The sequence below is a fragment of the Paraburkholderia sp. J11-2 genome, from assembly GCF_905220185.1.
Lineage (GTDB): Bacteria > Pseudomonadota > Gammaproteobacteria > Burkholderiales > Burkholderiaceae > Paraburkholderia.
Genome location: NZ_CAJMYY010000035.1, coordinates 57,943 through 76,335 on the forward strand (window position 1 = coordinate 57,943; position 18,393 = coordinate 76,335).

16 protein-coding genes are annotated in these 18,393 nt (G+C 64.1%); 9 read left to right on the top strand and 7 right to left on the bottom strand.

The window, feature by feature from the left end; all coding sequences use genetic code 11:
- Positions 1–37 precede the first annotated feature (37 nt).
- The 4 genes from U5A57_RS35280 to U5A57_RS35295 all read right to left on the bottom strand — a co-directional run bounded on the left by U5A57_RS35280 (position 38) and on the right by U5A57_RS35295 (position 3,880).
- Positions 38–742, bottom strand: coding sequence for a FadR/GntR family transcriptional regulator (locus tag U5A57_RS35280; RefSeq protein ID WP_321916296.1), 705 nt, complete (start codon positions 740–742; stop codon positions 38–40).
- 140 nt (positions 743–882) lie between these two features.
- Entirely contained in the window at positions 883–1,197 is a 315-nt protein-coding gene (locus U5A57_RS35285) for a hypothetical protein (protein WP_321916297.1), read from the bottom strand.
- Positions 1,184–2,557, bottom strand: a complete 1,374-nt coding sequence (locus U5A57_RS35290; RefSeq protein WP_321916298.1) for an acyclic terpene utilization AtuA family protein — start codon at positions 2,555–2,557, stop codon at positions 1,184–1,186. Before U5A57_RS35290 ends, U5A57_RS35285 begins: the two co-directional genes overlap by 14 nt.
- Before the next feature lie 18 nt (positions 2,558–2,575).
- Positions 2,576–3,880 carry a citrate:proton symporter gene (locus tag U5A57_RS35295; RefSeq protein WP_321916299.1) on the bottom strand — a complete coding sequence of 435 codons (1,305 nt, stop codon included), beginning with the start codon at positions 3,878–3,880 and terminating at the stop codon, positions 2,576–2,578.
- A 98-nt stretch (positions 3,881–3,978) separates the two neighbouring features.
- On the opposite strand from U5A57_RS35295, the gene U5A57_RS35300 reads away from it, so the two are divergent.
- Entirely contained in the window at positions 3,979–4,875 is an 897-nt protein-coding gene (locus U5A57_RS35300) for a LysR family transcriptional regulator (RefSeq protein ID WP_321916301.1), read from the top strand.
- A gap of 42 nt (positions 4,876–4,917) precedes the next feature.
- On the opposite strand, the gene U5A57_RS35305 is transcribed toward U5A57_RS35300, so the two are convergent.
- The gene (locus U5A57_RS35305) at positions 4,918–6,213 is read right to left on the bottom strand and encodes an MFS transporter (protein WP_321916303.1); all 1,296 of its coding nucleotides are present in this window, start codon (positions 6,211–6,213) and stop codon (positions 4,918–4,920) included.
- A 375-nt stretch (positions 6,214–6,588) separates the two neighbouring features.
- Between U5A57_RS35305 and U5A57_RS35310 the strand changes: the two genes are divergently transcribed.
- The 4 genes from U5A57_RS35310 (at position 6,589) to pruA (ending at position 11,677) form a co-directional block, all read left to right on the top strand.
- Complete coding sequence (locus U5A57_RS35310; RefSeq protein WP_321916304.1) at positions 6,589–7,743, top strand: porin; 1,155 nt, start codon at positions 6,589–6,591, stop codon at positions 7,741–7,743.
- A gap of 175 nt (positions 7,744–7,918) precedes the next feature.
- A complete protein-coding gene (locus U5A57_RS35315) occupies positions 7,919–8,776 on the top strand; it encodes an N-formylglutamate amidohydrolase (RefSeq protein ID WP_321916306.1) in 858 nt (285 codons plus the stop codon).
- A 75-nt stretch (positions 8,777–8,851) separates the two neighbouring features.
- Entirely contained in the window at positions 8,852–9,853 is a 1,002-nt protein-coding gene (locus U5A57_RS35320) for a LysR family transcriptional regulator (RefSeq protein WP_321916307.1), read from the top strand.
- A gap of 213 nt (positions 9,854–10,066) precedes the next feature.
- Positions 10,067–11,677: an L-glutamate gamma-semialdehyde dehydrogenase gene (gene pruA, locus U5A57_RS35325; RefSeq protein WP_321916309.1), complete on the top strand. Its 1,611-nt coding sequence runs from the start codon at positions 10,067–10,069 to the stop codon at positions 11,675–11,677.
- 80 nt (positions 11,678–11,757) lie between these two features.
- Here pruA and U5A57_RS35330 read toward each other — a convergent pair whose 3' ends face one another.
- Entirely contained in the window at positions 11,758–13,434 is a 1,677-nt protein-coding gene (locus U5A57_RS35330; protein ID WP_321916310.1) for an electron transfer flavoprotein-ubiquinone oxidoreductase, read from the bottom strand.
- Positions 13,435–13,897: 463 nt separating this feature from the next.
- Between U5A57_RS35330 and U5A57_RS35335 the strand changes: the two genes are divergently transcribed.
- From U5A57_RS35335 to U5A57_RS35350, 4 genes are read left to right on the top strand one after another with little or no spacing between them, the layout of a single operon-like run.
- Positions 13,898–15,085: an FAD-binding oxidoreductase gene (locus U5A57_RS35335; protein ID WP_321916312.1), complete on the top strand. Its 1,188-nt coding sequence runs from the start codon at positions 13,898–13,900 to the stop codon at positions 15,083–15,085.
- Positions 15,082–15,684 (top strand): HutD family protein, encoded by a 603-nt coding sequence (locus U5A57_RS35340; RefSeq protein ID WP_321916314.1) that lies wholly within the window; start codon positions 15,082–15,084, stop codon positions 15,682–15,684. The genes U5A57_RS35335 and U5A57_RS35340 overlap by 4 nt, the downstream gene beginning before the upstream one ends.
- 33 nt (positions 15,685–15,717) lie before the next feature.
- Entirely contained in the window at positions 15,718–16,467 is a 750-nt protein-coding gene (locus U5A57_RS35345) for an electron transfer flavoprotein subunit beta/FixA family protein (RefSeq protein ID WP_321916316.1), read from the top strand.
- Positions 16,468–17,397, top strand: a complete 930-nt coding sequence (locus tag U5A57_RS35350) for an electron transfer flavoprotein subunit alpha/FixB family protein (RefSeq protein WP_321916317.1) — start codon at positions 16,468–16,470, stop codon at positions 17,395–17,397.
- 185 nt (positions 17,398–17,582) lie between these two features.
- On the opposite strand, the gene hutG is transcribed toward U5A57_RS35350, so the two are convergent.
- Complete coding sequence (gene hutG, locus U5A57_RS35355; RefSeq protein WP_321916318.1) at positions 17,583–18,386, bottom strand: N-formylglutamate deformylase; 804 nt, start codon at positions 18,384–18,386, stop codon at positions 17,583–17,585.
- Between the last annotated feature and the right edge of the window lie 7 nt (positions 18,387–18,393).

The window sequence follows — 18,393 nt, forward strand, 5'->3', positions numbered from 1 at the left end:
GCGCGCCGCGCATGGCGCTGGCGAACGCGTCTGCAAATCAGCAGATACCGGCTTCGGCCAAACGGCGCGCCGCGTTGTACATGTGGGTTTGCGCGGCGTTGCGCGCCGCCATGGGGTCGCCTGCGCGGATTGCCGCGGCGATCGCTGCGTGTTCGTCGCGCACCTGACGCGAGAAGTCTTCGCGCAGCGCCTCGTTGCGGCGCGTGACGACCGTGCCCGCTTCAAGGTATTGATTGAGAAACGTCAGCGTCTTCAGGAAGTACGGGTTGCCCGTTACGGTGGCAATCGCCCGGTGAAACGCGACGTCTTCGGCAACGCCGTCGCGGCCCTCGGCGACGGCTTCATCGATCCTCTTGAGCGCGGCGTCGATGGCCATCATGTCGGCATCGGTGCGGCGCATCGCGGCTTCCGCCGCGACTTCGGCTTCGATCGCGCGGCGCACCGCGAGAATCTGCAGGACCGAGCCGCCTTCCATCGCTTCCGCATAGTCGATGCGCAGCGGCCGGATCGCGCCATGCGCCGATACGTAGACGCCGCTGCCCTGGCGCGGCTCGACCACGCCCTCGTTCTTCAAGCGCGAAATGGCCTCCCGGATTACCGTGCGGCTCACGCCGAACTCCTGAGCGAGCACGGCTTCGGTCGGCAGCTTGCCGCCGCGCGCGAACGTGCCTTTGTCGATCTGGGCGAGCAGTTGTTGCGCGACGGTGTCGCTCAGCGCCCGCGTGGGAATTTTCTCGAACATATCATCAGATTCGCCATGTCATCGGGTCATCATACAAATTTTGACGCGCGAATCGACATTGGGGTGAACCCTTAAGCGGCTCGTTTGAGCCCGTTTCAAAGGGAGGCGCCCCGTCTCTCGACGGGCGCGCCTCCTTTCGCTCACTCGGGAAGGTCGTCCACTTCGATATCGAGGAGCGCCATGCTCATCGACTTGCCATGCGCGTCGAGCGCCAGCGAGCGCGTGACGCCTCCGCCGAGCGCGTTGCCGAGCACGAAATTGAATGCGCCGAGAAGCGGCAGTTCATAGCGCACGACGTCGCCCTTGACCACGTCGGCGAGGTGAGCCTTGACGCGCTCCGGCGTGAGGACGTTGCGCAGATGGGCGTAGTGCTTCGCGTCAAAACAGATCACCGAAATATTCAGCGTATTGCCTTTGTCGCCGGTGCGGCCGTGGGCCAGTTCACGCAGTTTCATCGCTTGCCTCGACAAATTGGAAAGCCGCACTCACCTGTTCGCGCGGCAGCAGCACGGACTGCACGGCGAGCACCTCGCGCGTCGATTTGGTGACGCCGCCGCCGCCCGCAGGCCCGTTGGTGTAGAGCGTTTCGACCTCGTTGCCGATGCGCGCCGCTTCCTTTGCGTTCGCCGCGCGCCCCGCCACGCGAACGCGCACTTCGTACGGTTCTTCATGATGGGCCGCAAGGGCATCGCCATAAAGCGCATTCACGCCGATCAGGTCGAAGCGCAGTTCACTCGTCTCGACGCCCGTGATCGCCAGACGCTCCCGCACGATGTCGAGCGCAAGCCGCGCACGCGCGAGCGCACCCGGCCCGCCATAGGAAATCTGCCCCTCTCCGATGTAGCCGTCGACATACGCGACCGACACCTTCAGCGTGCCGGTTCGAGCGCTGCCGCGTCCGCCTGTCACGCGCACGCGGTCATGTGCCTCCTGTGCGACGCGAACCTCGGAGAAGTCTGCGACGACATCGGGTTGAAAGTAGCGTTGTGGATCGTGAATCTCGTAGAGCAATTGCTCCTTGCATGTCGCCTCGGTCACGCGCCCGCCCGCATGCGGCACCTTCGTGACGACGACGCTTCCATCGGCACTCACCTCGCCAATCGGAAAACCTAGCCGCGCGAGATTCGCTACGTCCTTGACGCCGGGATCGGCGAAGTAACCGCCCGTCACCTGCCCCGCACATTCGAGCAAATGGCCGACGACCGTCGCCTGCCCGAGCGTGTTCCAGTCGTCCATGCGCCAGCCGAACTCGTGAATGAGCGGCGCCGCGAACAGCGACGGGTCCGCGACGCGCCCCGTCAGCACGATATCCGCGCCCGCCGCGAGCGCTTCGACAATCGGCGCCGCGCCGAGATACGCATTCGCCGAGACGATGCGGTCCGTGTAGCGGCTCACATCGTCGCCGGACTCCTCGAAGCGCAGTTGGGATTGCAGGACGACATCGAGCACATCGTCGCCGGTGACGGCCGCAATCTTCAGTCCGCTCAGGCCAAGTTCCTGCGCAATTTGCGCGGTCTTGATCGCCGCAGCGCGCGGATTGGCGGCGCCCATGTTCGAGATGATGCGCACGCGCTGGCTCACGGCGACCGGCAGTACGGCGCGCATGCGCGCTTCGAGCAGCGGATCGTAGCCAAGTTCGGGATGGTGGCGGCGCGTCTGCTGGGCGATCGCGACCGTACGTTCCGCGAGGCATTCGAATACGAGGTAGTCCAGCGCGCCGTGCTCCGCGAGTTCGACAGCGGGCTCGATGCGATCGCCCGAGTAGCCAGCGCCCGCGCCTATGCGTACGCGTTTGGGTGATTCGGTCCGGTTCATGACGTCAACGACTCCTGTTTACAACGCAAACACGCCCAGCACGACGCACGCGATCGTCATGACGATCGATGCGCCAAACAGCAGCGGGAACGTGAACTTCTGATGATCGGCTAGATCGATGCCGCACAGGCCGACGACCAGAAACGTCGCGGGCGTGAGCGGACTCACGGGAAAACCGGTAGTCATCTGGCCGAGCAGCGCGGCCTGGCCGATGTGCACCGCCGGCACGCCCAGCTGCGACGCGACTTCGGCGATAACCGGTAGCACGCCGAAATAAAACGAATCGGGGTCGAACAGCATCGAGAGCGGCATCGACAGCACGCCGAGCGCAACCGGAATCTGCCCCGCAAACGATGGCGGCACGAAGCCGACCGCCGCTTGCGCCATCGCCTTGAGCATGCCGCTGCCCTGCATGATGCCGGTAAACACACCGGCTGCAAGCAGGATGCCCGCCATCATCAGCGCGGCGCGCGCATGGGCGTCGATGCGCTTTCGCTGCATGTCGACGTTCGGGTAATTCACCATCAGCGCGATGCACAGGCCCACCATGAACATGATCGCGGGCGGAATCTTCTCGCCCATCACGACCATCGTGCCGAGCACGATGATCGTCAGCACGATGTTGAACCAGAAGTTCTGCGGGCGGCGCAGCGCTTGCTCCTCGGGCGTGAGTTCGCGTTTGGGCACCGGCACAGCGCCGTTCGCAGACGAATAACCGAGGCGCTTCTCCTCGCGCCAGCCGAGCCACCAGGCCATGCTGAACACGAATACGAGGCCGATTGCCTGCACCGGAATCAGCGGGTTGAACAGCGCGGAAATAGGCAGATGCAGCGACGCCGATGCGCGGATCATCGGCCCCGTCCATGGCAGGAAGTTGATGCCCGCCGCCATCGAAACGGCCGCCGCGAGCACGCGCTTGTCCATGTTCAGGCGCTCGTACAGCGGCAGCATCGCGGGGATCGTGACGAGAAAGCACACGGCGCCCGAGCCGTCGAGGTGTATGAGCAGCGCGAGCAGCGTCGTGCCCACCACGATACGCGTCGGCTTGGTGCCGACCGTGCGCAGGATGCGGTCGATGATCGGATCGAGCGTGCCCGCGTCCGTAATCGTGCCGAAATAGAGAATCGCGAACACGAACATGCCGACGACGGGCGCGAGGCTCTTCAATCCGTCGACAACGAATTTGCTCGTCTGCAAGCCGAATCCGCCAATCAGCGACGCGGCGATCGGCACGATGATGAGCGCGACGAGCGGCGACATGCGTTTTGAAAGAATCGCGGCCAGCAACACCACGATCGTCACGAGCCCCAGCAAAGGCAGCATGTTGTGTCTCCAGTCTTGTCTTTTAGTGCGGACCAGCGTAAGTTCGGCGGTGCAATAACGCAATTGAAATGAATTGATCGCAGCAATCACAGTTCGTTATGGATCTCAATCTCCGCGACATTCGAGCTTTCGTGACCGTGGCGCACGCGGGCAACTTCACGCGCGCGGCGGCCCGGCTGCATTTGTCGCAGCCCGCGCTGACCGTGCAGATTCGGCGTCTGGAAGAAACCGTGGGTGCGCGACTGTTCGATCGCAACAGCCGCAGCGTCGCACTGACGCAAACGGGACGCGAATTGCTGCCTATCCTGACGCGATCGCTCAGTGACATGGAGCAGGCCCTGCGGGATGCGCGCGCCTTGGGCGACGGTTCGAGCGGCACGGTGCGGCTCGCGTGTCTGCCGACCTTCGCGGCCAGCGCGCTCCCCGAACTCATTCAGGCGTTTCGTCTACGCGTGCCACAGGCGCGCTTTCAGGTTCGCGATGTCGTCGCGAGCGCCGTCAACGCACTTGTGCGCAATGAAGAGGTCGATATTGGCCTGACGGGCGGCCACAGCGTCGATGCGACGCTCGATGTTCTGCAGACAGGCGAGGACCGGCTCGTGATCGTGTGTCCGAAGACCCACCCGCTTGCCCGCAAGCGCACGGTGACGGTGGACGACTTCGCTTCGATGCCGCTCGTGCTGACCGCGCCGGGAACCAGCGTGCGCGCGGTGGTGGATGCCGCGCTGTCGAACTCGCGTTGCACGCCCGATATCGCGTGCGAGCCGATGTACATGATGACCGCCGTTGCGATGGTGCGCGGCGGCCTGGGGATTTCGGTTCTACCGGAATCGGCGCGTGAAGTGCATGCCGAGCGCGGCCTCGTCACTAGGCCGATTGACGATCCGGCATTCGTGCGCCCGATCGCGCTCGTCAAGAAGCGCGGCCGCACGCTGCCTCGCGTGACGGAGGACTTTGTGAGCACAGTCGATCTTGGCGGCGAGAGGCCGGGCTGAGCGCAAATTGTCGCTTTGCGGTGGGCACCGCCCTAAGTTCACTTAGCGCATTGTTTTGCGACTGCCTTTCGCAGCCCACGCCAGTACCAGGCACGAAAATGCATTGAAAGCGAAAAGGCCCTTCGCGCCCAGCACGGTCATGAACATGGATGCGATGGCAGGCCCTGTCATGCCGCCCAATGAGAACAGCACCAGCAACAGCGAAGAGATCGCCACACGCAATTGCGGATCGATACGGTCATTGGTGTCGCCCGCGACAAGTCCATACTGCGTGAACGTCACGGCCACATACGCAATGGCGCCAATCCAGAGAAACGCACCTTCGTGAAATACGACGAGCGCCACGCTCAGCGCCGCCGATAGCAACGCTATCCGGAACACGAGCACACGCCGCGCATAACGGTCGGAAAGCCGCCCTATCGGCCGCTGCGTAAACAACGCGCCGAGTAAACAGACGCCCATGAATAGCGAAAGATTGGTCGTGGCGAAGCCGGAACGCACAAGAAAGACGGGCATCAACGAAAAAAAGCTGCTGTAGAGAAACCCCGCGAGAATGCAGCCCGGCACCGCAAGCGACGTCGCACGGGTCAACGCTCGCAGGACCTCGATCCAGCTATGCCCTCGCAACGGTTCAATCGCGCCGCTATTCGCCGTCCTGGGCCAGCCTGACAGCAACGCCACAGGAATGATCGCCGCTGAGAAAAGTCCAGAGGCAAGCGCAAATCCGGTTGTAGCGCCCGGGCTGCCGATATTCAGCAATAATTGCCCCGCGCACAGCGAGAAATAGTTGACGGTGGAGTAGGTGCCGAATATGCGCCCTCTATTGGCATTCGACGCCGTGCCCTGAATCCAGCTTTCGATAGACGAAAACAGGCCCATGAAAGCGAAGCCGGTCGCGAGACGAATCAACGCGAGCGTCGGTGCCGAGTCGAACGCTCCGAACGCTTGCGTGAGAATCGCGGCCAACGCGGCGAAGGCGATAAAGACCCGATGCTGGCCAAACCGGTCGATTAAACGTCGCGCGGTAAATGCGCCGAGCAAAAAGCCAAGGTAGTAGCACGACTGGATGAGTCCCACCATGAGCGTGGATTCGCCGTGGCGCACGAGACGCAGCGGAATCAGCGTCTGGAACAGCCCATTGCCGAGAATCAGAAAGCCCGCGCCGAGCAGCAGTCCCGCAAGGGTTCGGTATTCGCTGGGGGTTTGCGAGGCAGCGGCCGGTAGTGGCGCGGCGTGACCGGGCGTGTCGAGAGGAAGGTTCGATTCTGCGCTGCCCGTGCGATCGTATGGCGGTTCTTGCAGCAATAGCGTGCTGGCGTCACCTTGTGCTTCTCTCATTCTTACCGTCCGTAAAGCAGATGCGCAGGGCGCACGTCCCTCGATCAATGACGCCACGATTCGTTCAAGCGAAGCACGGCCGCGGCGTGTATCGCCAGAGTCGGTCAGCGTCATCCAGAATGCGGCCGCACGCGAAATCAATCACGAAACGTGATAAAGAAATTAACGGCCCGTGATGCTCACGCGCGCAAGCACGAGAGCCGAAGATCGCCCGTCATTGCATGCTGTCACGCGAATATCACCCCCTCTTATTATCTGAATAAGATCCGCCGATCGTTTCGCGGCCGATTTTTTTGACCTACCTACTCTGCGAGCGCATGGCGTCGCCAACGGCTTCGCCGGCTTCGTTCTTCTTTCAACCGCAGAGACCTTCACATGCAAAAACACATTCTTGCAGCGGCTATTGCGCTCGCATTCACTACTGCTGCGCACGCCCAAAGCTCCGTCACGCTATATGGATTGATCGATGTCGGCGTCCTCTATGCCAACAATGCCGGCGGCCATAGCCAGTATCAGATGAGCAGCGGCAATATCCAGGGCAGCCGCTGGGGCTTGCGCGGCAACGAAGACCTGGGTGGCGGGCTCAAGGCGCTGTTCGTGCTCGAAAACGGTTTCAACGTGGCGACCGGCAAGCTTGGCCAGGGCGGCGACGAATTCGGACGCCAGGCCTACGTGGGACTGTCGTCGGCGAATCTCGGCACGATCACGCTCGGCCGCCAGTACGATTCGATCACTGACTTCACGTACATGTTCGAAGCGGCGAACGTGTGGTCGCCGTACTTTGGCGCGCATCCCGGCGACCTCGACAACCTGAACGGCACCAACCGCGTGAACAACGCAATCAAGTACAAGAGCCTCTCCTACGGCGGCTTCACGTTCGGCGGGCTTTACAGCCTAGGCGGCGTGGCGGGCGACTTCACCCGCAACCAGATCTGGTCGCTCGGCGCGAACTACACGCGCGGGCCTCTGGTGCTCGGCGTGTCGTACCTCAACGCCAGGGACCCGAACTACTCGTACTTCGGCAACAACTCGACCTCGAGCACCACGGCGTCGAACATGACGTCGAGCCGCGTCTACTCCGGTTATGCGTCGGCGAAAACGCAGCAGGTTATCGTCGCGGGCGCGCAATATACCTACGAAGCCGCGACCTTCGGCGTCACGTACAGCAACACGCAGTTCAAGGACATCGGCGCGCTCGCCGGGCTGCCTGCCACGGGAGCCGGCGGCGACGCGAAATTCCACAATGTCGAGGCGAACTTCCGCTATCAGCTCACGCCTGCGCTGCTGCTGGGCGCGGCTTACGACTACACCAAGGGCTATGGCGTGAACGGCGCGACATATCACCAGGGTGTGATGGGCGCCGATTACTTCCTCTCGAAGCGCACCGATTTGTACGTCGACGCGGTCTACCAGCACGCATCCGGCACCGATTCCACGGGGGAAAAGGCGGTCGCGAACATCAACTTCCTCACCGCTTCGACCACGCAAAACCAGGTCATGGCGATTGTCGGGATGCGGCACCGGTTCTAAAACGCGCGAACGCCGGCGTATTTGCGTAAGCGGTGCTTATGGTTAGGAAAAGAGCCGCTTAGGCACCGGCGTTTCGCAACGGGTTCGGCTACCTTAGGACAACGCGCGCCGCGCTCAAGGCCGGCGCGCCGCTGCCAGAGAAACACGCGCGCAAGCGAACCCGAGGGTATTGAACATGCAGAGCCTGGCTTTCGGGCACGTTTTTCGTGCCGATTCACCGCTTGTCATCGTCACGCCGCATAGCGGCAGCCGGATTCCGGGCGAGTTGCTGAGCAGCGCGTCATGGACCGCCATCGAGGGACGTATGGCCGATCCGGCGGGCCTCGCCCTCGAAGCCCTCGCCGCGAAGCGCGGCATCACGACGATCAGTGCGCGCTACCATCCTTGCGTCATCGACTTCAACGTGGCAACGGAAAGCCGTCCGCTATCGTTGCGCCTGAGCCGAAGCGGCCTGTGCCGCACGCACACTTCGCGCGGCGAGCCGCTCTACGACGACTCGCACCCGCCTTCCGAGCGCGAGGTCGAAGCCCGCGTCGAACAGTACTGGCGTCCCTTTCATGCGGCCGTGGCGGCGGAAATCGAACGCTTGCGCAGCCTTCACGCCAACGTGCTGCTGCTCGTTTCGCACGCGAGCTACTGGCTCTCGCCTTACCGCAACCAGAGCGGCGCGCTCGACTGCAACGTCGGCAGCAATCGCGGCCGTTCGTGCGACCGTCAACTCGTGTCCGCGCTCACCGATACGGTTGGCGAGCACGGCCGCTCGTGGGTCGTGAACGGCAAGGTCGCGGACGTGTTCGCGGCGCAGCACTACGGCGCGCCCGACGAGGGCATCCACGCCGTCGAAATGGAGATCGCGGGCCGCTGGCGGGCAGCGCTCGAATACGAGCGCGAGCAGGCAGAAGGCGCCGAAGCGGTTGCCACGCTCAGTGCGCTGCTCGATGCGCTCGAGGGCGCGCTCGCACGCTTTCCGCGCGCGCCAACGCTCGCGCCGTCGCACGCAACGTCAACCCACGCCGACCGGCTGCCAAAGTAACGGCAACGCGCGATTCCCTAATATTTACGCTCAGGCAACCGTGTTAGCATTCGTGCTGTCACGTTGCAGGCGACCATGAAAGAAAGCGCACCTGAACAGTATCCAGACTGGGATTTACTCGCAAGCTGGGTGGCCGTCGTCGAATCGGGTTCGATTTCAGACGCGGCAAGCCGCCTCGCGATCTCGCAAGCCGGCGTCTCACAACGCATCAAGGCGCTCGAAACCATCCTCGACACCACGTTGCTCGATCGCGCGACGCGCCCCGCGCGTCCTACCGCCGCCGGTCAACGCCTGTTCGAACATGCCACCGTGCTGCTGCAAGGCGCTGACCAGATGGTCGAAGCCGTGCGCAACGTCACGCGCGCCAAGCGCGTTGTCGTGCGTCTCGGATGCGTCGATTCGTTTGCGGCCACCATCGGCCCGATCATCATCAAGGCGCTCGCGGGCACGTCGCATCAAATCCGTTTGTGGTCGGGCATCACGCCCACGCTCGACGCGCAGCTCGAGGCGCGCCAGCTCGACATGGCCGTGACGACCACCGAGCTTTCGCAGGTGCCCGGCATTCGCCGCCAGAAGCTGTTTTCGGAGCCCTACGTGGTCGTGCTGCCGCGCAGCTTCGAAGTGGACCGCTTCACGACGCTCACGGAACTCAGCCGCCAGCTTCAACTCATCCGCTACAGCGCGCGTTCGGTCATCGGCCAACACGTCGATGCCTATCTCGCCGCCAACGCCGAAAACATCGAGCGCACCTGCGAATTCGACGCCACCGACCCGATGCTCAGTCTCGTGGCCGCCGGTCTCGGCTTCGCGGTGACCACGCCGCTGTGTCTGTGGCAGTCGCGCCATTACGTGCCCGATTTGCGCGTGGTCGCGCTTTCGTCGTTCTCGCGGCACGGCCGGGCTTACCAGGGCCTGAGCCGTTCGTTCTTTCTCGCCTCGCGCGAGAACGAACTCGGCCATCTGCCCGCCGATCTCTACGATCTGCTCAAGCGCGCGTTCGAGCGCCAGGTGTCACGCGACATCGCCAAAGCGCTCGCGCTCGCGCCCGAGGATGTCTGTATCGCCGACGAGCAATGATGCGCGCCGCGCGTTGGCCGCATGTTCCGCCGCTTCCATAACCCTCGCCGATCCAAAGCATAAGTCGAGGTTTAGCAACGGGCGGTTTGCCGCCTTGCCACTAGTCTGGACACTGAGCTTCGCCTTCGGCGCAAAGCGGCGCGCGCGGCGTGCCGCTGCATGCGAACCGCTACGCCGGCGGCGTTTTCGAATCCCCTTCCCTTAGGAGCCAGTGTGATTTCAGGTCCTCAATTCCCGCAGCCCGCGAACGAACCCGAAGTGCATTTCGGCGCGGGCACGCAAGCGCAAGCGGAGTTGCGCCAGGAGCTCGAACAGCGCGACGTGGTCGAGATCCCCACCGTGATCGACGGCAAGCGCTACTTCTCGAACGACGTCGTCGAAGTGCGCGCACCGCACGACACGCAGCGCCTGCTCGCCCGCATCCACCGGCCCACTGAAGCCCAGGTCCAGGAAGCGATTGCGAGCAACAAACGCGTGGCGAAAGATTGGGCCCGACTCACGCACGCGAGCCGCGCAACGATCCTGCATCGCGCCGCCGAGATCATCGCCACGCGTTCGCGCATGAAGATCAACGCAGCGACCATGCTCGGCCAGAGCAAGACCGTGGAAGAGGCCGAGCCGGACAGCGCCTGCGAGTTGATCGATTTCCTGCGCTTCAACGCCTACAACGCACAACGCGTGTATGCGGAGCAGCCGATGTCGGTCGCAACCGCCGCGAACCGCGCCGACTGGCGTCCGCTCGAAGGTTTCGTCTACGCCGTCTCGCCGTTCAACTTCACGGCCATCGGCGGCAACCTGACCACGGCGCCCGCCATCATGGGCAATACCGTGCTGTGGAAGCCCTCGGAAAAGTCGGCGCTCGCCAATTACATCTTCTTCGAAGCGCTCGAAGAGGCGGGCCTGCCGCCGGGCGTGATCAACTTCGTGCCGGGCGAAGCCGAACTCACCACACGCGTGGCGTTGGCCTCGCCCGATCTCGCGGGTATTCATTTCACGGGCTCGTCGGCGGTGTTTCAGTCGCTCTGGAAGGGCGTGGCGTCCAAGGTCGACTCGTTCCGTACGATTCCGCGCCTCGTGGGCGAAACGGGCGGTAAGGACTTCGTACTCGCGCATGCGTCGGCGCATCCGTCCGAAGTCGCCATCGCGCTGATTCGCGGCGCGTTCGGCTATCAAGGGCAAAAGTGCAGCGCCGCCTCGCGCGCTTATATTCCGCGCAGCCTGTGGTCCACCGTGCGCGAGGAATTGCGCGCGCGCCTTGCCGAGCTGAAAGTGGGCGACGTAGCCGACTTCAGCACGTTCATGGGCGCCGTGATTTCCGAAGCCTCGCATAACAAGCTGAGCCGCGTGCTGGCCGCGGCAAAGGACGACTCGGCTGTCACCTTCGTGAGCGGCGGCAAGACGTGGTCGGAACCCGGCTACTTTGTCGAGCCGACCGTGCTCGAAGTGAGCAATCCGAAGCACGCGCTGATGACCGAGGAACTGTTCGGGCCGATCCTCTCGGTGTATGTGTACGACGACAACGCATGGGACGACACGCTCACGCTGATCGACGCGACGAGCCCGTACGCCCTCACCGGCTCGATCTTCTGCACCGACCGCTTCGCGCTGCATCAGGCCGAGGACGTGCTCGTGAACGCCGCGGGCAACCTCTACCTCAACGACAAGCCGACCGGCGCGATGATCGGCCAGCAGCCGTTCGGCGGCGGCCGTGCGAGCGGCACGAACGACAAGGCCGGTTCGTATCTGAACCTGCTGCGCTGGGCCTCGCCGCGCGTCGTGAAGGAAACCTACCTGCCCACGCGCGAGTGGCGTTTCGGCGTGTAAGCGCCAGGCGCGGTTCATCGTCCCGGCGATCGCCGGGACGCATGAAAAAAGGGCTCATCGCGACGATGAGCCCTTTTGCTTTACATGTTCGGATAATTCGGTCCGCCGCCGCCTTCGGGTGTGACCCACACGATGTTTTGCGTCGGGTCCTTGATATCGCAGGTCTTGCAGTGAACGCAGTTCTGCGCATTGATGACTAGCGTGCGATCGCTCGCGCCTTCATCGCCCGTGAACTCGTAGACGCCCGCCGGGCAAAACCGCGCTTCAGGCCCCGCGTAGTGGTCGAGATTCACACGCACGGGCACGCTCGCATCCTTGAGCGTGAGATGAGCGGGCTGGTTCTCTTCGTGATTCGTATTCGAGAGAAACACCGAAGAAAGCCGGTCGAACGTGAGCTTGCCGTCGGGCTTCGGATAGGCGATCGGCTTGCACTGCGCTGCCGGCCGCAATGTTTCGTGATCCGAATGATGATGGTGAAGCGTCCATGGCACGCGTCCACCCAGCACCTTTTGCTCGAGGCCGACCATCATGCTGCCGAGATAGAGGCCCTTGCTCATCCATTGCTTGAAATTGCGCGCACGATGCAGTTCTTCCTTGAGCCACGATTGCTCGAAGGCCTCGGGGTACGCCTCGAGCGTGTCGTTGCCACGCCCCGCTTGCAACGCGTCGAACGCCGCTTGCGCCGCCATCATGCCCGAGGCGATCGCCGCGTGGCTGCCCTTGATGCGTGAGGCGTTGAGCATGCCCGCCTCGCAACCCAGGAGCGCGCCGCCCGCGAACACGAGTTTGGGCATCGACACGAGGCCACCCGCCGCAATGGCGCGCGCGCCATACGACAGACGCCGGCCGCCTTCGAGAAAGCGCCGGATCGCCGGATGCGTCTTGTAGCGCTGAAACTCCTCGAACGGTGACAAATACGGATTCGTGTACCCGAGCCCCACGACGAACCCCACCACCACCTGGTTGTCGTTCAGGTGATAGAGAAACGAGCCTCCGTAGGTGTCGCTTTCGAGCGGCCAGCCCGCGGTGTGTATCACGAGGCCCGGCTGATGCAAGGCCGGATCGATCTCCCAGAGTTCCTTGATGCCGAGTCCGTATACCTGCGGATCGGCGCCCTCGTCGAGTTTGAAACGGCCGATCAGCTCGCGGCCAAGATGACCGCGCGCGCCTTCCGCGAATAGCGTATAGCGCGCGTGGAGTTCCATGCCCAGCTGGAAGTTCGCAGTCGGCTCCCCGTCCTTGCCGACGCCCATGTTGCCCGTCGCCACGCCCCGCACTTCGCAGTGCTCGCCGTAGAGCACTTCCGCCGCTGCGAAGCCCGCGAAGATCTCCACGCCCAGCGCTTCGGCCTGCTCCGCGAGCCAGCGTGTCACATTGCCGAGGCTCACGACATAGTTGCCGTGGTTCCTGAAGTTATCGGGCAGCAGCCAGTTGGGCACCGGCCTCGCGCCGCCTTCGGAAAGGAAGAGAAAACGGTCTTCGGTCACCGGTACGTCGAGCGGTGCACCGCGCTCCTTCCAGTCGGGAATCAGCTCGGAAAGCGCGCGCGGGTCCATGACCGCGCCCGAGAGCGTATGCGCGCCGATGGCCGAACCTTTCTCGAGCACGCACACGCTCACATCAGCGTTGCGTTCTTGCGCCATCTGCTTGAGGCGGATGGCGGCGGAAAGACCGGCCGGCCCTCCACCGACAATGACGACGTCATACTCCATCGATTCGCGCGGGCCAAACCGCGCTGCGAAGGTCTTCGTGTCCATTTCAACCGATATCTGACTGTGCGGGACGGCTGCGGCTCGCACACACATGCAAGGGCCGCAGCCTTGTGGAGTTCCCGGCACGCGCCGCGCGAAGCGGCACGACCGGCCTGAAACCCATCCTACGTTGCCGGATAGCGGATGCCTGCGACATCACCGGTGCTTATGCAGCAATCAAGCCCGCGTTGGTCTTGCGATGGCGTGAATTCAATGCGGCGACGCGAGCGCGTCCAGTCGTGGTGATTCTGTGCGCGTCGCTGCGAATGCGACCGGGCCAGTCCCGCGTAAGGCAAGCGCCACCCAGAACCGCGCGGATAGCGCCCGAATACCGCGCGCACGGCCTGTGCGCGGCGGCAGTGCGACGCCCGCTTTTACTAAGCATCGATCCTGCTTATATTGGCGCGCCGCGGTTTATGGCGTCTCACACTTCGCCCCATACCCTTTGCTCAGGAAAGGACGCGAAACCGTGGACAAATATGATGTGGTCGTGATTGGCGCTGGCGTGATCGGCAGCTCCGTCGCATTTCAACTGGCGAAGCTCGGCGCGAAGAACGTGCTCGTGCTCGATCGCGGCACGATTGGCGCCGGGACGACCTCGCAGTCGTCCGGCATCTTGCGGACCCACTACTCCGTCAAGGAAAACGTGGAACTCGCGCTCAAGAGCTGGGAAGTCTTCAACAACTTCCCGGCCTATCTCGGCGACGAAGAAGCGTCCTGTGGACTCGTGAAGTGCGGCTACATGATCGTGGCGAGCGAAGGCGACAAGCTCGAGCCGCTGCGCGCGTCGCTCGATCAGCAAAAGGCCCAGGGCGTGCCGCTCGAATTGCTCGACGCGAAAACCGCGCATGAACTGCTGCCGATCGCCCGCTTCGACGACGCCGCCCTGATCGGCTACGAGCCCGAAGCCGGTTTCGCCGATGCGTATCTCGTCGCCACCAGCTTCGCGCGCGCCGCGCGCCGCGGCGGCGTGACGATCCGCGAGAACGTCGCGGTCAACAAGATCCTGTTCGAAGGCAACCGCGTGGTCGGCGTATCGACGAGCGCGGGCGACTTCGCAGCGGGCGTCGTCATCAGCACACAGAACATCTGGACGCCTGAACTTGCGGGCTGGACCGGCCGCAACCTGCCCGTGATGCCCGAACGCCACGCCGTGCTCGCGCTCGAATGCGACGCGGCGAAGTACACCTTCTCGATGCCGGTATTCAAGGACCTGGCCTCGCCCGGCATGCTCTATTACCGCAGCTACGGCGGCAGTCAGATGCTGGTGAGCGAAGGCATCGTGGGCGAAAAGCTCGCCGCCGCCGAAACCGAGCAAGGCGACATTCCGATGGACTACGTCGTCGAAGTCGGCGCGCAGGTGGCCGAGCGCTTCCCGGCCTACGAAACGGCGGGCATCGCGTCGTCGTGGACCGGCGTCTACGACGTCACGCCCGACTGGAATCCGGTGCTCGGCCGCCTGCCCGGCATCGAAGGCCTCGTGGTCGGCTACGGCTTCTCGGGCCACGGCTTCAAGCTTTCGCCGACGGTGGGCCGCGTACTCGCCCAGGAAGCGCTTGGTCTGCCGACCGATGTCTCGCTCGACCCGTATTCGATCGAGCGCTTCGAAACGGGCGCGCTGCTGACGGGCAAATACGGCCTTGGCGCCGTGTCGTGAGCGTGCGTGACCCCGTGCCGATGAACACCGCCAACGTACGCGCGCTCGCCGCGCTGCCGCGCGAAGCGTGGCGCAACGGCGGCGGCGTGACACGCACGCTTGCCACGAACGCGAATGCAAACGCAGACGCATGGCGCGTGAGCATCGCCGAAGTCGAGCGCGATGGCCCGTACTCCCGTTTTGCCGGCATGACGCGCGTGTCGTTCGTACTGCGCGGCGCAGGCGTCGTGCTGCGCGAAGGCGCGCTGGAAGTGTCGCTCACGCCGAACGAAGCCGTGGAATACACGGGCAACGCAGCGTGGGACGCGCGCCTCGTGGGCGGCGCAGTCACGGTGCTGAACGTGATGAACGCGGCGCAAAAGTATCGCGTCGCGGTGCGCCCACTCGGCGCGAGCGTGACTGTCGACGCCGGCGGCGTGGCGCTCGTGCTGGCGCTCGATGGCGCGTGCGATATCGGCGGCAGCTTAGCCGGACACACGCGCCTCGCATCGGGCGAATACGCCACGTTCGCCGACGTGCGCGCGCCGCTGGCCGTCGCGCCCGCCACGCCAGGCGCGCGCATCGTGCTCGTCACGTTATCGCCTGTCGCATCACCATGAACGAATATCGTTGAGTATTCCGAGGAAACCAGCATGAAAGTGATTACCGCAGTCAAGCGCGTCGTCGATTACAACGTGAAGGTCCGCGCGAAAGCGGACGGCAGCGGCGTCGATATCGGCAACGTCAAGATGTCGATGAATCCCTTCGACGAGATCGCCACCGAAGCGGCCACGCGCCTGAAGGAAGCGGGCCATGCCACGGAAGTCGTGGCCGTCTCGTGCGGCGTCGCGCAAAGCCAGGAAACGCTGCGCACCGCGCTCGCCATCGGCGCGGACCGCGGCATCCTCGTGGAAACCGCCGTGGAATTGCAGCCGCTTGCCGTCGCGAAGCTGCTGAAGGCCGTGATCGACAAAGAGCAGCCGCAACTGGTCATTCTCGGCAAGCAGGCCATCGACGACGACGCGGGTCAAACGGGCCAGCTGCTCGCCGCCCTGCTCGACTGGCCGCAGGCGACGTTCGCGAGCGCGATCGAAATCGGCGATGGCACGGCCACCGTCACGCGCGAAGTGGACGGCGGTCTCGAAGTCGTCTCGCTGCGCCTGCCCGCCATCGTGACGACCGATCTGCGCCTTAACGAGCCGCGCTACGTCACGCTGCCCAACATCATGAAGGCGAAGAAAAAGCCGATCGACACGCTCACGCCCGAGCAACTCAACGTCGATCCCGCACCGCGCCTGAAAACGCTCAAGGTCGTCGAGCCGCCCGTGCGCAAAGCCGGCGTGATCGTGCCAGATGTGGCCACGCTCGTCGAAAAACTGAAATCCGAAGCGAAGGTGATCTGAATGACAACTCTCGTAATCGCCGAACATGGCGAAGGTCAACTGAAGCCCGCGACGCTGCACACGATCGCCGCCGCGCAACAGATCGGCAACGGCGTGCACGTGCTCGTGACGGGTCATGCCGCGAGCGCCGTGGCGCAAGCCGCGAGCCGTGTGGCGGGCGTCGACAAGGTCGTGCTGATCGATGCGCCGCATCTCGCCGATGCCCTCGCGGAGAATGTGGCGGCGCAGGTCCTGGCGCTGGCTGCCGACTACTCCCATCTACTCTTCCCCGCCACCGCGTTCGGCAAGAACGTCGCCCCGCGCGTGGCCGCGAAGCTCGACGCCTCGCAAATCTCCGACGTGATCGCCATCGACGCGCCGGACACGTTCCAGCGCCCGATCTACGCCGGTAACGCCATCGCCACCGTGCAATCCAGCGACGCCGTGAAGGTCGCGACGATCCGCACGACCGCATTCGAAGCGGCGCAGCCGGAAGGCGGCAGCGCGTCGATCGCCGAAGCGCCGGCCGTGCCCGATCGCGGCCTCTCGTCGTTTATTCGCCGCGAGATCGCGGCAAGCGACCGGCCCGACCTCACCTCGGCGCGTGTGGTGGTGTCCGGCGGTCGCGGCCTTGGCAGCGCCGAAGATTTCGCGCGCCTCGATCCGCTCGCCGAAAAGCTGGGCGCCGCGATCGGCGCGTCGCGCGCCGCCGTCGATTCGGGCTATGCGCCGAATGATTTGCAAGTCGGGCAAACCGGCAAGATCGTCGCGCCGGAACTCTATGTCGCAGTCGGCATTTCGGGTGCGATCCAGCATCTCGCGGGCATGAAGGACTCGAAGGTGATCGTGGCAATCAATAAGGACGCCGATGCTCCGATCTTCGGCGTGGCCGATTACGGTCTCGTTGCCGATCTGTTCGAGGCGGTGCCCGCCTTCGCTCAAGCGCTGTAATGCTGCGCGGCGTTCGCGCCGCGCTACTTGCCTGTTCCTGTCTCAATCCTCACGCAGTAACCGGTTCGCCGTCTTCTCGATGCCTTCGCGAAGACGGCTTTTTTTGCGCCTGCGATGCGGCATGTGCGATGCGCCAACAAAAAAAGCGGGCCATGCCCGCTTTTTCATTAGCCTGGATCGCGCATTCAGCGTCCCATCGCTCGCACCGCCTCAAACGCCGCCGTCACCATGCGCTCGACCACCGGCTCGACCTCGCCCGCGACTTCAGGCAGGTACTCAAACGGCGAAGTCTCGCTCATATACGTCGACTGACACATTTCGAGCTGCACCGCGTGCACGCCCTTCTGCGGCTCGCCATACGCGCGCGTGTTGTAACCGCCCTTGAAGCGTCCATTGGCGATCCACGTGAACGGCTGAGCGTCGAGCGTGCGCGTGATCGCGTCGAGCACGCCGGCGTCGCAACTCAGTCCGTTGTTCGTGCCGATATTCAGGTCGGGCAGCTTGCCCTCGAAAAGGCGCGGCAGCACGCTCGCGATCGAATGCGCTTCCCACAGCAGCACGGCGCCGAATTCAGCCGTCAAGCGGTCGAGTTCGGCGCGCAGTTGCGCGTGATACGGGCGCCAGTACCGGTCGAGACGCCGCGCGACTTCGGCGGCGTTGGGGCCGGCGCCATTGCGATACAGCGGTTCGCCGCGAAACGTTTCGGTCGGGCACAGGCCGGTGGTCCTCTGGCCCGGATAGAGGCTTTCGCCCGAGGCCGGCCGGTTCAGGTCGATCACATAGCGCGACACGCGCGCGCCCAGCACCGAGGCGCCCATCTTTTTCGCGAACGCGTAGAGGCGATCGAGATGCCAGTCGGTGTCGGCGACTTCGCCGGCAACGTCGGTCAACTGCTCACGGATATCGGCGGGAATGGCCGTGCCCAGATGCGGAATGGAAACGAGCAGCGGCACGGTGCCGCGATGAAAATCGAAGATCGGGGAAGTCATGCGGGAG

Bases quoted from the DNA above. Each gene is read 5' to 3' on its own strand.
- U5A57_RS35280 (WP_321916296.1), bottom strand. From the start codon at position 742: ATGTTCGAGAAAATTCCCACGCGGGCGCTGAGCGACACCGTCGCGCAA.
- U5A57_RS35285 (WP_321916297.1), bottom strand. From the start codon at position 1,197: ATGAAACTGCGTGAACTGGCCCACGGCCGCACCGGCGACAAAGGCAAT.
- U5A57_RS35290 (WP_321916298.1), bottom strand. From the start codon at position 2,557: ATGAACCGGACCGAATCACCCAAACGCGTACGCATAGGCGCGGGCGCT.
- U5A57_RS35295 (WP_321916299.1), bottom strand. From the start codon at position 3,880: ATGCTGCCTTTGCTGGGGCTCGTGACGATCGTGGTGTTGCTGGCCGCG.
- U5A57_RS35300 (WP_321916301.1), top strand. From the start codon at position 3,979: ATGGATCTCAATCTCCGCGACATTCGAGCTTTCGTGACCGTGGCGCAC.
- U5A57_RS35305 (WP_321916303.1), bottom strand. From the start codon at position 6,213: ATGAGAGAAGCACAAGGTGACGCCAGCACGCTATTGCTGCAAGAACCG.
- U5A57_RS35310 (WP_321916304.1), top strand. From the start codon at position 6,589: ATGCAAAAACACATTCTTGCAGCGGCTATTGCGCTCGCATTCACTACT.
- U5A57_RS35315 (WP_321916306.1), top strand. From the start codon at position 7,919: ATGCAGAGCCTGGCTTTCGGGCACGTTTTTCGTGCCGATTCACCGCTT.
- U5A57_RS35320 (WP_321916307.1), top strand. From the start codon at position 8,852: ATGAAAGAAAGCGCACCTGAACAGTATCCAGACTGGGATTTACTCGCA.
- U5A57_RS35330 (WP_321916310.1), bottom strand. From the start codon at position 13,434: ATGGACACGAAGACCTTCGCAGCGCGGTTTGGCCCGCGCGAATCGATG.
- U5A57_RS35345 (WP_321916316.1), top strand. From the start codon at position 15,718: ATGAAAGTGATTACCGCAGTCAAGCGCGTCGTCGATTACAACGTGAAG.
- U5A57_RS35350 (WP_321916317.1), top strand. From the start codon at position 16,468: ATGACAACTCTCGTAATCGCCGAACATGGCGAAGGTCAACTGAAGCCC.
- hutG (WP_321916318.1), bottom strand. From the start codon at position 18,386: ATGACTTCCCCGATCTTCGATTTTCATCGCGGCACCGTGCCGCTGCTC.